Annotated in this window: 10 protein-coding genes and 1 tRNA gene; 8 read left to right on the forward strand and 3 right to left on the reverse strand. The window is 48.2% G+C overall.

Translation table 11 applies throughout. The features are described 5' to 3' along the window. Positions 1–91: 91 nt before the first annotated feature. From HV311_RS00390 to HV311_RS00400, 3 genes are all read left to right on the forward strand, one after another. A complete protein-coding gene (locus HV311_RS00390) occupies positions 92–3,505 on the forward strand; it encodes a DEAD/DEAH box helicase family protein (protein ID WP_039026319.1) in 3,414 nt (1,137 codons plus the stop codon). Positions 3,506–3,568: 63 nt separating this feature from the next. Continuing rightward, on the forward strand, positions 3,569–5,203 hold the full coding sequence (locus tag HV311_RS00395; RefSeq protein WP_032250300.1) for a type I restriction-modification system subunit M: 1,635 nt from the start codon (positions 3,569–3,571) through the stop codon (positions 5,201–5,203). Beyond that, entirely contained in the window at positions 5,200–6,372 is a 1,173-nt protein-coding gene (locus HV311_RS00400) for a restriction endonuclease subunit S (RefSeq protein ID WP_032250633.1), read from the forward strand. The genes HV311_RS00395 and HV311_RS00400 overlap by 4 nt, the downstream gene beginning before the upstream one ends. Before the next feature lie 43 nt (positions 6,373–6,415). On the opposite strand, the gene HV311_RS00405 is transcribed toward HV311_RS00400, so the two are convergent. Then, positions 6,416–8,005 (reverse strand): SIR2 family protein, encoded by a 1,590-nt coding sequence (locus HV311_RS00405; protein WP_032250632.1) that lies wholly within the window; start codon positions 8,003–8,005, stop codon positions 6,416–6,418. Positions 8,006–8,225: 220 nt separating this feature from the next. On the opposite strand from HV311_RS00405, the gene HV311_RS00410 reads away from it, so the two are divergent. Next, complete coding sequence (locus HV311_RS00410; RefSeq protein WP_032250630.1) at positions 8,226–9,191, forward strand: 5'-nucleotidase; 966 nt, start codon at positions 8,226–8,228, stop codon at positions 9,189–9,191. A 48-nt stretch (positions 9,192–9,239) separates the two neighbouring features. Here HV311_RS00410 and HV311_RS00415 read toward each other — a convergent pair whose 3' ends face one another. Together HV311_RS00415 and HV311_RS00420 are read right to left on the reverse strand one after the other, a co-directional pair. Continuing rightward, the gene (locus HV311_RS00415) at positions 9,240–10,454 is read right to left on the reverse strand and encodes a tyrosine-type recombinase/integrase (protein ID WP_191220593.1); all 1,215 of its coding nucleotides are present in this window, start codon (positions 10,452–10,454) and stop codon (positions 9,240–9,242) included. Between the two features lie 295 nt (positions 10,455–10,749). Further along, positions 10,750–10,844, reverse strand: a tRNA-Sec gene (locus tag HV311_RS00420). A gap of 290 nt (positions 10,845–11,134) precedes the next feature. On the opposite strand from HV311_RS00420, the gene HV311_RS00425 reads away from it, so the two are divergent. The 4 genes from HV311_RS00425 (at position 11,135) to HV311_RS00440 (ending at position 17,343) form a co-directional block, all read left to right on the forward strand. After that, a complete protein-coding gene (locus HV311_RS00425; protein ID WP_016155017.1) occupies positions 11,135–12,517 on the forward strand; it encodes a glycoside-pentoside-hexuronide family transporter in 1,383 nt (460 codons plus the stop codon). A 10-nt stretch (positions 12,518–12,527) separates the two neighbouring features. Beyond that, entirely contained in the window at positions 12,528–14,846 is a 2,319-nt protein-coding gene (yicI, locus tag HV311_RS00430; protein WP_191220594.1) for an alpha-xylosidase, read from the forward strand. A 446-nt stretch (positions 14,847–15,292) separates the two neighbouring features. Next, positions 15,293–16,846: a BglG family transcription antiterminator gene (locus HV311_RS00435; protein WP_149382467.1), complete on the forward strand. Its 1,554-nt coding sequence runs from the start codon at positions 15,293–15,295 to the stop codon at positions 16,844–16,846. Between the two features lie 26 nt (positions 16,847–16,872). Then, positions 16,873–17,343 carry a PTS sugar transporter subunit IIA gene (locus tag HV311_RS00440; protein WP_191220595.1) on the forward strand — a complete coding sequence of 157 codons (471 nt, stop codon included), beginning with the start codon at positions 16,873–16,875 and terminating at the stop codon, positions 17,341–17,343. The last annotated feature ends 6 nt before the right edge of the window (positions 17,344–17,349 follow it).

Raw genomic sequence — 17,349 nt, forward strand, 5'->3', positions numbered from 1 at the left:
GCCATATGTCATCGGGCTCACTTTGCCAGCTAAATTAGTGTGATATTCTTTCCAGAATTCCTGTTGTATCCACGACATAAGGCGATGATTGATGGAGCAGTCTCTCAATTTTGAAATGTTGCGCAGCCAGTGGCCGGAACTGGCTGAGCTGGGATTAATGGCGGAACGTTATGTTCACACCGATCCAGAAAGCTGTCTGGTGAAACTGCGTAACTACACCGAATTGATGGTGCGTTGGTTATATCGTCAGGAGCGACTGCCGGAAGGTATCAAAGCGAATCTGTATGATTTAATGAACGCCGATGTCTTCGCCAGCATGATGCCGGAAGCCATCATCATGAAAATGGATGCGCTACGTATCCACGGTAACCGCGCCGCGCACGGCGGACGTATCAAAGCTAAAGATACTTACTGGCTGCTTAAGGAAGCATATTTACTGGGGGTTTGGCTGTATGTTCGCTATGCCCACGGGAATGTTGATGACTGCCCCAAATTCTCTCTCCCACCATTAACACAATCTTCAGGACGTGCTGATGAAAAACGTCTGGAAGATGCAATCAGGGCTCAAGATGAAAGCCGTGAGCGCGAACTGGCATTACAACGTGCACTACAGCAAGAGCAGGAAAAGGCCGAACACCTTACTCAGCGCCTGAATGAAGCCAGAGCTCGCAACCAGCATATTGTCGACATTCTTTCTATTGATGAAGCGGAAACCCGCCGCCGCCTGATTGACTCCCGCCTGCTTGCTGCTGACTGGAATGTAGGGGAAGAGCTTAACAACACCGATCAGGTTACGCAGGAACATCCAGTTAAAGAACAACCTACCGCAACCGGCGACGGTTATGCGGATTATATCTTGTGGGATGAGGCGCACAAACCGCTGGCGGTAGTGGAAGCCAAAAAAACCAGCGTCAATGCCGAACAAGGACGAATTCAGGCCCGGTTGTATGCAGACTGGCTGGAAAAAGAATATGGTCAGCGTCCGGTCATCTTCTGCACCAACGGCTACGATATCTGGCTATGGGACGACCATAAAACTCATGGCTATCCTCCGCGCCGGGTATTTGGCTTCTATTGCAAGGAAAGCCTGCAATATCTTATTCAGCAGCGTGAAACCCGTCTGCCGCTGAATAGTGTGCCGCATGTCAAAGACAACGAAGGTAAGGCCGTTGCCGGACGTTTGTATCAGCTTGAAACCATCGCCCGCGTCAGCGAACGGTTTACCAACAAGTACCGACAATCGTTAATTGTACAGGCCACTGGTACAGGCAAAACCCGCGTGGCAATTGCACTAAGCAAACTGATGATTGATGCTCGCTGGGTAAAACGCGTCCTGTTTCTTTGCGACCGTAAAGAGCTGCGTAAACAGGCGGCGAATGCCTTCAATCAGTTCACCAATGAGCCGCTGTATGTGGTCGGGAAATCAAAGAAAGCAGACAGACAGAATGCCAGAATCTACATCGCTACCTATCCGGGCATGATGAAAATCATGGACCATTTCGATGTCGGTTATTTCGATCTGATCATCGCCGATGAATCCCACCGCTCTATCTACAACGTCTACGGCGATCTATTTAAGTATTTTGATGCCCTCCAGATTGGCCTGACGGCCACGCCGATCGACATGGTGAGCAAAACCACTTTCGGTCTGTTTGGTTGTGAAGGACGCATCCCTACCGCCAACTACAGCCTGGAAGATGCTATCGCCGATAACAATCTGGTGCCTTATGAAGTCGTTACGCACACCACGGAATTCCTGCGCGAAGGCATTAAACGGGAGAAATTAAGCGACGCACAAATCCGTGAGCTGGAAGAACAGGGTATCGACCCCAATACGCTGGAATTTGATGGCAAGGCACTGGATGAGGCGATCTACAACAAAGACACCAACCGCTATATCCTGCGTAACCTGATGGAAAATGGCCTGAAAGATCGGGACGGCCAACTGCCAGGTAAAACCATCATTTTCGCCCGTAACCACAAACACGCGCTGCTGTTGAATGAATTGTTCGACGACATGTACCCGCAGTTTGCCGGACGTTTCTGCCAGGTCATCGACAACTACGATCCCCGCGCCGAGCAACTGATTGACGATTTTAAAGGGCTGGATGAAAGCACCAATAAAGAGCTGACCATCGCTATCTCTGTTGACATGCTCGATACCGGTATTGATGTCCCGGAGATTGTGAATCTGGTCTTTGCCAAACCGGTCAAATCGAAAGTGAAGTTCTGGCAGATGATTGGCCGTGGTACACGCCTCTGCTCGGGGCTTTACGGCAACGATGAAAACGGCAAGCCGCTGGATAAACAGAAATTCCGTATTTTCGATCACTGGGGCAACTTTGAGTATCACGAACTGCATACCGAAGAGGCCGAAGTAACAGCTACAAAATCGCTGGCGCAAAAACGCTTCGAAGCGTGGGTTATGCTGGGGGCTGCTGCACAGCGTAAGTTCGACAAACAGGCGGTGGATTTAGTCGCTCACCAGCTCCGCGAGCAGATCAACGCGCTGGATGAAAAGTCGATTGCCGTACAGGAAAAGTGGCAGCAAAAAGCGCAGTACAGTGATGAAAAGGTGCTGCGCCAGCTTTCTCCGAAAACACAGCAGGATCTGCTATCTGTTCTGGCCCCGCTGATGCAGTGGCTGGACGTGCGCGGACAAAGCGATGCCATACGCTTTGATATGGATATTCTGGCGGCGCAAACTGCCCGTTATACCAACCCGGAAGAGCTGGATGTGCTCTGGCCGGTCATCGTCGAAAAAGTGGAGCGCCTGCCGCCGCATTTGGCGCAGGTGCAGCAACAGGGACAACGAATCAATCAGCTTCGTGATCTAGGCTGGTGGAAGCAAGCCAGCCTGGAAGAGCTGGAGGATATTCGCATTCATCTGCGTGGGATCATGCACCTGATGGAAAAAGACGCGACGCCAAAATTTGGTTCGATACAGGTGGATATTACCGAAGATGCGAACCTCATCCAGACAGAAACCCGCAAAACTAATATCCGCTCGATTGATTTCAAACTCTATCGCCAGCAGGTTCAGGGGGCACTGGAGCCGCTGTTCCAGCAAAATCCGGTGCTGAAGAAAATCCGCAACGGCGAGCCAGTCACGCAAAACGAGCTGGATGAGCTGGCGAAGCTTGTGCTGATCCAGAACCCCAACGTTGATATTCGTGCGCTGAAAGAGTTCTATCCGCAGGCAACTGCCAGCCTGGATAAACTTTTGCGTACCATCATCGGGATGGACAGCGACGCGGTGGAAGTGCGCTTTGCTCAGTTCGCCGCTGATAACAGTCTGACCAGCCAACAACTGCGCTTCCTGTCATTGCTGAAAAACCACATTCGCGATTACGGCACCATTGAAATGCGGCAGCTCTTTGAACAGCCTTTTACGCATATCCACAACGAAGGCGTTACCGGTGTGTTCCCTGATATAGAGCAGATCGCCCGCTTGCAAAAGATAGTCGAAGAGCTGGGTGTTGTGACCGACGCAGCGACGGTATAATACACGCATGACAAGCCCCGGCAGCGGGGCTTTTGTATTTAAAACAGGATATAAACGCTAACAATGATCACCGGTGACTTAAAAAGTAAAATCGACGGACTATGGGAAGATTTCTGGGTGGGTGGTATCACCAACCCGCTGACCGTAATCGAACAGATCACCTATCTAATGTATTCCCGGATGCTGGATACTCAGGAACAACGTGACGAGAAGCGTAAACAAATCGCGGGTATTGATTTTAAACCGCGTTTTACGCCAGAACAGCAGGAGTTCCGTTTCAGTCACTATAGCAATCTTGGCTCGGATGAGATGATGGAAGTGGTGCGCGATGGCGTATTCCAGCATTTTCGTCAGCTCGGCCAGGCCGATGCGTCGAAGGTAACGCTGCTGGGCAACTTTATGAAAGATGCCCGTCTGGAGATTGTTAAGCCGTCATTGCTAACCAAAGCGGTTGAGGTGATCAAAAACCTGCCATTGGATCGCGGCGATACCAAAGGCGACCTTTACGAATACCTGTTAAGCAAGCTGACCACTGCCGGGATCAACGGTCAGTTCCGCACACCGCGCCACATTATCCGCACGATGGTTGAAATGATGGAGCCGAATCCCGCCCGCGACGAGACGATTTGCGATCCGGCCTGTGGCACCGGTGGCTTTCTGGCGACCAGCTATGAATATCTGCTGGAGAAGTACAGCTCGCTGGAATCCATTCATACTGAGATTGGCACCAACGAGCGTGGCGAGCTGGAAGAACAAAAAATCTTTACCGGCGATCTGCTGACGCCATGGCGTAACCATGTGGATAACAATATGTTCCACGGTTACGATTTTGATACCACCATGCTGCGTATCGCTGCCATGAACCTGATTATGCACGGCGTGGAAGCGCCTGATATTCACTATCAGGACACAATGAGCCAGAGTTTCAGCACTAACTTCCCGCAGGCCAGTAAAAACGCCTTCAACCTGATTCTGGCGAACCCGCCGTTTACCGGTTCACTGGATGAGGAAGATATCGACTCCACGCTGTCGGCAATGGTGAAAACCAAGAAAACCGAGCTGCTGTTCCTGGCACGTATTCTGCAAATGCTGAAAGTTGGCGGACGCAGTGCCACTATCGTGCCGCAGGGCGTGCTGTTTGGCTCCAGTAAGGCGCACCAGTCACTGCGTAAAACGCTGGTGGAAGATAACCAACTGGAAGCGGTGATCAATCTGCCTTCCGGCGTATTTAAACCTTACGCTGGCGTGGCGACGGCGATCCTGATCTTCACCAAAGGCGGTCAGACGGATGAGGTCTGGTTCTACGATCTACAAAATGACGGCTACAGCCTGGATGACAAGCGCAACCCGATAAAAGACAACGATCTGCCGCATCTACTGGCAAGCTGGAAGCATTACCGTACTTTACGCGGGCTACCGGTTGATAACTTTATGGGCGAGAAATTAGCCTCGTTGCTGAAACAGCAGTACCCAGAAGGGATTGATGCTGACGTTGATTTTAAAGATCGCACTCAGGCGGCGTTTGTTGTACCAAAAGAAGATATTGCTGCGCAGAAATACGACCTCTCTATTAATCGTTATAAAGAAGTGGTGTATCAGGCGGAAGAGTATGAAGATCCGAAGGTGATACTGAAGCGATTAAAAGATCTGGAAAAAGAGATTCTGGCGGATCTGGATGAGCTGGAGGGGATGCTGTGAGTTGGCCGATGGTGAAGTTAGGGGATGTAGCACCTGCAATTCCAATTAAAAATGTTAATTTGGACGAAGATGAACTGGTTTGGCAGTTAAATCTTGATCAAGTTGAATCCAATACAGGAAAAATCATTGATAAAGTTAAACAACCTTTATCAAGTGCAGGCCCATCTACTCATTTTTTCAATAATGAACATGTTCTGTACTCAAAATTACGCCCTTATTTAAATAAAGTAGTTGTCCCGGATGAGTTGGGTATCGCAACTACTGAATTAGTGCCAATGAAGCCGGACCAGAAGAGATTAAATAAAAAATATTTATCCTACTACCTGCGTTCAAAGCCATTTGTCGAGTGGGTATCTACCCAAGTCTCTGGTGCAAAAATGCCTAGGGTTGTAATGAGTATTTTCTGGCAACATGAAATGCCTCTTCCTCCACTATATGAGCAAGAGAGAATCGTTGCTATTCTCGATAAATCCGATGGAGTATGCAAAAAACGTGAGCAAGCTAACAAACTGGCTGATAACTTTTTAAAAACTACGTTTCAAAAAAAATTCAATGATGAAACTTTTTTATTAAATGGTTGGGAGTTGAAAGATTTAAAAGACATAGCATTTATCCAAACTGGACCATTTGGAACCCAGCTTCATAAGGAAGATTATGTTGAAAATGGTATACCACTAATTAACCCTACAAATATTAAAAATGGTATTATCATTCCCAACTTTAAACTATGCGTAGATCGCCACAAATATGACAAACTAAAAGAATATCATTTAAAAAAAGGTGACATTATAATGGGCCGAAGAGGAGAAATGGGTCGTTGTGCACTGATTAATGATAAAGAGGATGGATGGTTTTGCGGCACAGGAAGCCTTTTTATTAGATTAAAAACGCCAAATGAAATACTTTCTTTTTATTTGAACGAATATTTATCTAGCGATTCGATTAAGAACTTTTTACAGAAAGAGTCTCGTGGGGTTACGATGGCGAACCTGAATAAAGATATAGTTGGGAAGATTAAAATAAACATCCCCCCAGAAAACGTACTGACTTCTTTTATGAAGATAAAATTAAAAGTCGATAGCATTAAGAAAAAAATAAACCATAACGATTTGGAAGAATTACTGTCATCATTAAGTAAAAAACACTTTCAAATTCAAAATCTATTATAATCTATAAGTCAAAGGTTTCACTTAATAAGTGAAACCTTAACTCTTAAAATTTATTGCTATTCTTTATAAAATCATACAGACAGACCAGTCTACAAAAATTACTTGATAGAGCCTGAATGCTCATCGCTTCATCAATATGCTTTTTCAGTATTTTATGTAGTTCATTCATATCTCGATTAATTAAACCTGGTTCCATATAGGGCATCATCCTCAAAAAAAAACCGAAATCATAAGCAAGATATAACTCATTTACACCAACTCTAACTTCAGGAACGTTTTCAGAACGTCGTTTATCCCAACCTTGAGACTGAAAACTTACAGGAGTAATATCTAATCGTGATAAAACACCACCTGCAAGTTCAGGCTCGTTAATTATACTCCCGTCAGGATTAATTAAATTAGCATGATTTAAGAAATGAAAAATAGGAATGCGCGCATTACCTTTGCAAATATTTGGCAGAACATCATTAACAACGCATTCCCAATCATAATGTCCATTTTCGAATACAACTTCACGGATGAGGTCTACACGCTCCAGCCCAACCAATCCTTTTGCTGCCATCGATTCTGATTTTTTCACCATCGAAATAGCACCATATCCCACAACAAACTCTGTTGTATTGGCGCCCTCTTCAATCTTCTCTGAGTCCCTCACATATAATTTCCCTTTCGGATCATCAGTTAAGACTAATTCATAAAGTTCATCTTTTATCATTCGGAATAAATGTGCTGGAATCCTTTTTTTAGTTTCACTCAGCACTTCAAATATTTCTTTATAAGATGGTGCCTGAACATATTTTACTGGTATTTTTTTATGAATAACAGAATCACTAATGTCGGCCTCTTCAAGTTCAGGTTTCCATTCAACAAACAATAATTTGTTCTGTAAAAAATCCAAACTAGCATCAGGAAAACAACTAACTATATCTTCCAGGATTTCAGCTATATGTTCATCTGTTAAAGAGTAACCTAAGAAAATAACAGGCCTCTCTATAAACATAGTTAGTAACTTAGATGATAGGTAGGGGTTTTTCTTCCTATATTTATCATAGTCACTTGATGTTAAAATCAATGAGTTAGGCTCAGTGCAGCAACCATGTATTTTATATATTTCGGCAATGCCGTGACTCCTGCCAGTAATCAACCCGTCCTGGCCTATAAAGGTTGTAAATTTAGGGAAAAGGCTTTCTAGAAAAACATCCCAGTTTGTGGTAATAACCCCATCAATATTTGCTTTCGCAAAAAGAGAAATTTCGTGTTTTAACTCATCATTTTCTATAATATTTTTATGTGCATTCTCAATATATTTAGATATTGACAACTTCAAAGGAGACTGTTCGTTAATGAAAATTTTCTCCTGTTCTTTTTCACTTAATGCTAATTGTCCTTCTTTAGTATCCCACCATTTCTCAGCGTATGCCGACACTAATAATTGTGCATATTCGGGTAAGTCACCATTAGATTTTGTTTTTAATTTTATATGATTTTCCCCAATCGCCTCAGCAAAATGCTTCAAAAGGTCTTGCCAACATGGCACACCAAGGTAACGACGAGACACTCCGGAGCCAACAAATAACACAGGGGATGCCTCAAACTGCTTAAAATGCTCTTCGAGTTTTTTCTTGAAATTCATATTGGTATTCCCTATCAAAAATCCTCAACTGAGACAACGGTAAGACATTGCGGTTGCCATCTCCAGTGCATGATTAAAAAATTTTGCACCTTTAAAATTCATTTATCTGTTCTGGCAATTTGGCCCATTATCTATAGATCTGTGGCCAGTATCCGCTACACAGTGCCTGCGTTATGATACGGTGGTGCAGTAATCTTGCCCCTTTACTTCAGGATAAACAATGCCTTTAGATTTAAGTAACACCTTAGTTATTGGCATCAGTGCAACTGCGCTTTTTGACATGAGTGAATCCGATCGCATGTTTCGGGAAACCTATGCGACCGATCCTGATAGCGCCATTGAAAAGTATCGCGCCTACATGCTGGAACACGAAAACCAACCTTTGCAGCCTGGTACAGGTTACCCCTTGGTCAAAGCGCTTCTGGGTCTGAACCAGTATCGTCAACCGGATGATCAATCACCGTTGGTTGAAGTCGTTGTTATGTCGCGTAACAGTCCTGATACAGGTATCCGTGTTCTAAATACCATTCGCCATGACAAACTCGATATTACACGTTCAGCTTTTACCGCAGGCGAAACCGTTGCCGATTACCTTGATGCCTTTGATGTGGATCTGTTTTTAACAACTAACGTTGAAGATGCGCAAAAGGTAATTGATTCCCGATTCTGCGCCGCTGCAATCCTCAAAGATCCTCCCTCCGACGCCTCAGATATCCCGGAAGGGCAGGTCCGCATTGCGTTTGACGGTGATGCCGTGCTTTTCTCTGATGAAAGTGAGTTAGTTTATAAGACTCAAGGGATGGCTGCTTTTCATGCGCTGGAGGATGCACAACAAGATATCCCAATGGCTGAGGGTCCATATGCCACTTTGCTAAAAAAAATAGCCAAGCTTCAGGAGCGACTACCGACAAGAGTTGAGTATTCCCCTGTCCGTATTGCACTGGTGACCGCCAGAAACAGCCCATCGGAAATGCGCGTCATTAAAACACTGAGAAGCTGGGGGGTGTATGTCGATGAAGCTTTTTTTCTTGGCGGTGTAGAGAAAACAAAAGTTTTGAAGGCATTTAAACCGCACATTTTCTTTGACGATCAGGATGTGCATTTGAATACTGCTGCAAAGGTGGTTCCTTCCGGGAAAGTACCTTACGCCAGCAATTCAGAGCTTTTTGAAAACAAAGCGTCATGAAACCTTAAATAAATAGCCATCTTTACCGCTAGAAGGCTATTTATTAATTTATGCAGTCTTCCCAAACATCCCTTCTACCACTGCCCCAGCTCTCCCTAACTCATCGATATAATCCGCATACCACTGCATCATTTCCCTACGCCCATCAAGATACTGAGCATGGTTATACGTCCCGCGAATCGCGTTCTTATCGACGTGTGCAAGCTGCGTTTCAATCCACGCGGAGTTAAACCCCTGCTCATGCAGAATGGTGCTCATCGTGTGGCGGAAACCGTGCCCCGTCAGCCTGCCTTTATATCCCAGCAATTCGATAACCTGATTAATGCTTTCCTTGCTGATCGGCTTGCGAGGATCATTCCTGCCGATAAAAACCAGCGGGTGATGCCTTGAGATCGGTTCAAGCTGTGCAAACAGCGCAATGACCTGCTCTGAGAGCGGCACAATATGAGGCCGTTTCATCTTCATCACTTCTGCCGGGATTTCCCACAATTTCTTCTCAAAATAGATATCTTCCCAGCGAGCGAAACGCAGCTCTTGTGTACGCACGCCGGTTAACATGATGATCTGTGTGGCTGTTTTGGTGATAATACTACCGGTGTATCCGGCCAGATCTTTAAGGAAGTGTGGTAACTCTTCGACTGTGAGGAACGGGAAATGTGTTTTCTTAGGCGTTGCCAGCGCTGTAGCAAGATCTGACACGGGATTATATTCAGCTCTCCCGGTAACGATAGCGTAACGGTAGACTTCATTACAACGCTGGCGGACTTTGCGCATTTTCTCTAAAGCGCCGCGCTTTTCAAGGCGACGAAGGATCTCAAGCCAGTCCATCGGCTTAATATCGACGATAGGGCGTCTTCCCGTATGAGGGAAGATATCCTTCTCGAAGGTGTCGATGATTTCATCGCGGTAGCGTAATGACCAGCGATCGGCTTTCGTCTGATGCCATTCGCGGGCAATGGCCTCGAACGTATTCTTTTGGCTCATTTGCTGGGCGATTTTTTCTTCTTTCTTTACTTCACCCGGATCTCCTCCAGCGGAGAGAATTTTTCTGGCCTCACTGCGCTTTTCGCGTGCGTCTGCCAGGGAAACATCAGGGTATACGCCAATGGAAAGCATCTTTTCTTTACCGGCGAAGCGGTACTTCATACGCCAGTATTTGGAACCATTAGCGTTAATCAGTAGATACATGCCGCCGCCATCGGTCAGCTTATAGGGCTTTTCTTTTGGCTTTGCGGTTTTCACTTTTACATCGGTTAGCGCCATTACATCCTCCGGCTTTTGATAAATCCATCCTCCAGGGGACTTCCGCTAATGATTAACCTGATACCCCCATGTACCCCTTATATAACAAAGATGTCTTTGAAACCTGTTGTTATATATCACATTTTTACCATTATGGGGGTGCTGATATTTTAAAGGAAAATAACACCCCCTAATGTACCCCCAAAAAGGACTTGATGCCGATTACCTTCAGGCGACAATGGTGGGGTTATTTCTCTTATTTTATCAGGTATTACAGGGGTTTTGTTGACTTCGAGGGAGTTCAGGAGAGGCAAATTGGCGGAAGATCACAGGAGTCGAACCTGCCCGGGAACGCTGGCGTCCCCAACTGGATTTGAAGTCCAGCCACCTCACCGGAGATGACGATCTTCCGCGCCTCGATTGCTACATGGAGGCGGGGCGCATTATAGCTACTTCCAAACGTTTCCACACCCCCTCACTCACTTTTTTAACTTCCGTTTCTCTATACCATGACCAGTTTCAAATAAATCCCCGCAAAATCCATTACTTACACTTAGACACATTTTTAGACGCTACGCTGATCACAGAAAACAAGAATCGTAATTTGATAACGAGATATCGGAATACCCGCGCTCACAGGGATGGTTTACAAGAACTGTAACCGGTATCAGGGCGTGTGAAAGTGCTAACAAGGATGCGTAATGAAAAGTGAAATTCTGTCTGTTAAAGAGAAGATTGGCTACGGAATGGGCGATGCGGCTAGCCACATTATCTTCGATAACGTCATGTTATATATGATGTTCTTCTATACCGATATTTTTGGTATCCCAGCCGGATTTGTCGGCACCATGTTCTTACTGGCCCGCGCGCTGGATGCCATCTCAGACCCTTGCATGGGGTTGCTGGCCGACCGTACCCGTTCGCGCTGGGGGAAATTCCGCCCATGGGTGCTGTTCGGCGCACTGCCGTTTGGTCTGGTTTGCGTGCTGGCCTATAGCACGCCGGATCTCAGCCTGAACGGCAAAATGATTTATGCCGCAATCACCTACACGCTGCTGACCCTGCTTTATACCGTGGTCAATATTCCCTACTGCGCGCTGGGCGGCGTGATCACTAATGACCCTACGCAGCGTATCTCCCTGCAATCATGGCGCTTTGTGCTGGCGACGGCGGGCGGCATGCTCTCCACCGTGCTGATGATGCCGCTGGTGAATCTGATTGGTGGCGAGGATAAAGCGTTCGGCTTTCAAGGTGGGATTGCGGTGCTCTCCGTGGTGGCGTTCCTGATGCTGGCGTTCTGCTTCTTCACTACCAAAGAACGCGTGGAAGCGCCGCCGAGCACCACCTCTATGCGTGAAGACCTGCGCGACATCTGGCAAAACGACCAATGGCGCATCGTCGGCCTGCTGACCATCCTCAATATTCTGGCCGTCTGCGTTCGTGGCGGCGCGATGATGTATTACGTCACCTGGATTTTGGGTAAGCCGGAGGTGTTTGTCGCCTTTCTCACCGCCTATTGCGTCGGCAACCTGATCGGCTCTGCGCTGGCAAAACCGCTGACCGACTGGAAATGCAAAGTCAGCGTCTTCTGGTGGACCAACGCTGCGCTGGCGGTGGCGAGCCTGGCGATGTTCTTTGTGCCGATGCACGCCAGCATCACCATGTTTATCTTTATTTTTGTCATTGGTGTACTGCACCAGCTCGTTACGCCAATCCAGTGGGTAATGATGTCCGACACCGTTGATTACGGCGAATGGTGCAACGGTAAACGCCTGACGGGGATCAGCTTTGCGGGCACGTTGTTCGTGCTCAAGCTGGGTCTGGCGCTCGGTGGGGCGCTGATCGGCTGGATGCTGGCGGGCGGTGGCTACGACGCCGCAGCGAAAACCCAGAACAGCGCCACCATTAGCATCATCATCGCCCTGTTCACCATTGTCCCGGCGATTTGTTACCTGCTGAGTGCCGTGATTGCCAAACGCTTCTATACCCTGAAAACGCCGTATCTGACGGAAATTATGAGTCAGTTGGCTCAGGGCGCGCGCCGCAACCAGCAGGATTTCACGACGAAAGAATTACAGAACTAAGGAACTGACGATGAAAATTAGCGATGGTAACTGGCTGACCCAACCTGGCCTGAATTTAATACACCCAATTCAGGTGTTCGACGTTGAACAGCAGGGTAACGAGATGATTGTCTACGTTGCGCCGCGCGACGTGCGTGAACGTACCTGGCAACTGGATACCCCACTCTTCACCTTACGCTTTTTCTCGCCGCAGGAAGGGGTGGTGGGCGTACGTATGGAGCACTTCCAGGGCGCGCTGGATACCGGCCCGCATTACCCGCTGAACGTGTTGCAGGACGTCAATGTTGAGATGCGAAACACCGCTGAATTTGCCGAACTGAAGAGCGGCAATCTGAGCGTTCGGGTGACCAAAGGTGAGTTCTGGTTGCTGGATTTCCTGCGTAATGGTGAACGTATTACCGGCAGTCAGCTAAAGAATAGCGGTTACGTGCAGGATACCCACAGCGGGCGTAACTATATGTTTGAGCGTCTGGATTTGGGCGTGGGGGAAACGGTGTACGGGCTGGGGGAGCGTTTTACCGCGTTGGTACGTAACGGTCAGACGGTGGAAACCTGGAACCGCGACGGCGGTACCAGTACCGAACAGTCTTACAAGAACATCCCGTTTTATCTCACCAACCGCGGCTACGGTGTGCTGGTGAACCATCCGCAGTGCGTGTCGTTTGAAATCGGCTCTGAGAAAGTGTCGAAAGTGCAGTTCAGCGTTGAAAGCGAGTATCTGGAATATTTCGTCATCGACGGCCCAACGCCGAAGGCGGTGCTGGATCGCTATACCCGCTTTACCGGCCGTCCGGCGCTGCCGCCAGCCTGGTCGTTCGGTCTGTGGCTGACCACGTCATTCACCACCAATTACGACGAAGCGACGGTGAACAGCTTTATCGACGGCATGGCCGAGCGCAATCTGCCGCTGCACGTCTTTCACTTCGACTGTTTCTGGATGAAGGCCTTCCAGTGGTGCGACTTTGAGTGGGACCCGGTGACCTTCCCGGACCCGGAAGGTATGATCCGCCGCCTGAAAGAGAAAGGGCTGAAGGTGTGCGTATGGATAAACCCCTACATCGGTCAGAAATCCCCGCTGTTCAATGAACTGAAAGCGAAAGGGTATCTGCTCAAGCGCCCGGACGGTTCCCTGTGGCAATGGGATAAATGGCAGCCGGGCCTGGCGATTTATGACTTCACTAATCCACAAGCCTGCGAGTGGTATGCCAACAAGCTGAAAGGTCTGGTGGATATCGGCGTTGACTGCTTCAAAACTGACTTTGGCGAACGCATCCCCACGGATGTGCAGTGGTTTGACGGTGCCGATCCGCAGAAGATGCACAACCATTATGCGTACATCTACAACGAACTGGTGTGGAACGTGCTGAAAGAAACCGTCGGTGAAGAAGAGGCGGTGCTGTTCGCCCGTTCGGCCTCCGTGGGCGCACAGCAGTTTCCGGTGCACTGGGGCGGCGACTGCTACGCCAACTATGAATCGATGGCGGAAAGCCTGCGCGGTGGTTTGTCTATTGGCCTGTCCGGCTTTGGCTTCTGGAGCCACGATATCGGCGGCTTTGAGAATACCGCTCCGGCGCACGTCTACAAGCGCTGGTGTGCGTTTGGGCTGCTCTCCAGCCACAGCCGCCTGCATGGCAGTAAATCCTACCGTGTGCCATGGGCGTACGATGACGAATCCTGCGATGTGGTGCGCTACTTCACCGAACAGAAATGCCGCATGATGCCGTACCTGTATCGTGAAGCAGCGCGCGCTAATGCGCAGGGCACCCCGATGATGCGCGCGATGATGCTGGAGTTCCCGGACGATCCGGCGTGTGATTATCTCGACCGCCAGTACATGCTGGGCGATAGCGTGATGGTCGCGCCGGTGTTTAGCGAGGCGGGCGATGTGCAGTTCTACCTGCCGGAAGGACGCTGGACGCATCTGTGGCGTAATGATGAGGTGGCCGGCAGCCGCTGGCATAAGCAGCAGCATGACTTCCTGAGTCTGCCGGTTTATGTGCGTGAGAACACCCTGCTGGCGCTGGGCAGCAATAACCAGAAGCCGGACTACGCCTGGCACGAAGGGACAGCGTTCCAGCTGTTCCATCTGCAGGAGGGGCGGGAAGCACTCTGTGAAGTTCCGGCTGCTGACGGCTCGGTTATCTTCACGCTGAAGGCGGTGCGCACGGGTAATACCATCACCGTGCAAGGTAGTGGAGATGCGCGTAACTGGACGCTGTGCCTGCGAAATATTCAGAAAATTGGCGGCATTAAATGCGGTTCGCATATGGGCAGCGAGCTGGGTGTAGTTATTACTCCACAGGGCAGTGAGCTGACGATTACCTTGTAAGCATGTGTCGACGTGGTGCCGGATGCGTCTTATCCGGCCCACGCCGCGAGCAGCGTTCCAGATCTGAAAATCAAAAACATCCAGACTTTAATTTTTACCTCCCCATATTTGCGAGCGCTATCACTCTAATTCCCGCGAAAAATGTGATCTGCGCCGTAAATATCTCACTATTTCCTCTTTTTGTCTTATTTCTGTCCGGAATACAGGACACGATTTAGTATTGTTGGCGCATCGTAGTCCTCTTATATTTATCATCACGGATTACACGTGGAGCATAAACGCTTCTTTATAACCTAAATAATTCGAGTTGCAGGAAGGCGGCGACGCAGCGAATCCCCTGAGCGTACATAAGTACGTGACAGGGGTGAGCGAGGAAAGCCAACGCACATGCAGCTTGAAGTATGACGGGTATAGATATTTAATCTGGTATGTAATAAGGGTAAATAATGCAAATGATTACCTCGCGACAAAACAGATTATTAAAGTTTCTTCTGTCCAGGAAGGAATATGTTACGCTGCTAAAAATTGCCGAATATTTATCTGTTTCAGAGAAAACCGTCCAGCGCGATCTGCGGTTACTGGAACAATGGTTATCGGAATGGAAAATATCCATCGATAAACGTGCCGGTGCGGGCGTGATATTAAGTGCCGATAACATTACTGACCTTTTATATCTGGATCAGTTATTAGGGTCGGAGGGTGATGATGCTGACGGCATGATGAATAATTCACGGCGGGTTAAGATAGCCTCGCAATTATTAAGTGAAACGCCGCATGAAACATCGATCAATAAATTATCCGAACGTTATTTTATTAGTAGTGCATCGATTGTTAACGATCTGAAAGTAATTGAATCCTGGATTACCCCGCTGGGCCTGTCGCTGATTCGCAGCCAGAGCGGCACACACATTGAAGGCAGCGAGAGCGGGGTGCGCCAGGCGATGGCGTCGCTGATTAACGGTGTGATTAACCATAATGAACCTGGAAGCGTGATTTATTCACGACTTGATCCGGGCAGTTATAAAGCGTTAGTGCATTACTTTGGCGAAGAAGACGTTTTATTTGTCCAGACGCTGTTGCAGGAAATGGAGAACGATCTGTGCTGGTCGCTGGGCGAGCCTTATTACGTCAATATCTTTACTCATATTCTGATCATGATGTACCGCATTACGCGGGGCAATGCGCTACCGAGAAAAGAAGAAAGCATCACGTCATGTGATGAGAACATCTTTTCCATTGCCAGTCGCATGATTCAGCATATCGAAAAACGCATTGCCCATCCGCTGCCGGAAGACGAAGTCTGGTTTATTTATCAATATATTATCTCCTCCGGTATGGTGATTGAAGAGCATAACGATGTGACCGTAATTGGCCATATGCACTCCAGCGACGAAGCACGCTTGATTACCCATCGGCTGATTGCCACCTTCGCCGAAATGGTTGACTGCGATCTTAGCCAGGACACTGCGCTGTATGACGGATTGCTGATCCATATTAAGCCGCTGATTAACCGCCTGAACTACCAGATCCGCATTCGTAATCCGCTGCTGGAGGACATTAAAGGCGAGTTGCAGGACGTCTGGCGTCTGACTCAGTGTGCGGTGAATCGGGTGTTTAGCGGCTGGGGCGAACGGGCCGTGTCGGATGATGAGGTGGGATATTTAACCGTGCATTTTCAGGCCGCGATGGAGCGTCAGATAGCGCGTAAACGTGTGCTGCTGGTTTGCTCAACCGGTATCGGCACCTCTCACTTACTCAAAAGCCGCATTCTGCGCGCCTTTCCGGACTGGACCATCGTCGGCGTGGTGTCGGCAGGCAGCTTGCCCTCCGTCCTGACGGACGATATTGAACTGGTGGTATCGACGATCAATTTACCTGCCGTTGCCATGCCGGTCGTGTATGTCACCGCCTTCTTCAATGATGCGGATATTAAGCGGGTAACAGAAACGGTTATTACGGAAAAATTACATCGGGCGACGTCGCTGGTCGTTGAAAATTAATGTCTGAACTCCATGAGGTATGATTTATGGACATCACGAAAATACTCAATACAAATCGCGTTATTTTGGACATGAAGGCCACAAACAAAACGGAGGTTATTGAGGAACTGACGGATATTCTGCAAAAAGATGGGGCAATTAGCTGTCGGGAAACGTTTATTCAGGATGTCTGGCAGCGTGAAGCAGAAGGCTCGACCGGATTCGAAAATCATATTGCGATTCCGCACGGGAAATCCTCGGCGGTGGTCAATACCACGCTGGCGATTGGGCGTACCCGCCAGGATATTCCCTGGGAAACCCTGGACGGCAGCAACGTGCGCTGCATCATTCTGTTTGCCGTACGCCTTGAAGATCAAAACACTACCCATATTCGTCTGCTTTCGCAGGTTGCCGGCGCGTTGGCGGATGAGGACATTATTGAACAACTGTTAGTCGAAAGCAGTCCACAGAAAATTATTGAGCTTTTTAGCCAATATGCTGAATCCAATGTCTGCTAAATAAAA

The sequence above is a fragment of the Citrobacter sp. RHBSTW-00881 genome (genome assembly GCF_013728515.1).
Taxonomy (GTDB): domain Bacteria; phylum Pseudomonadota; class Gammaproteobacteria; order Enterobacterales; family Enterobacteriaceae; genus Citrobacter; species Citrobacter braakii.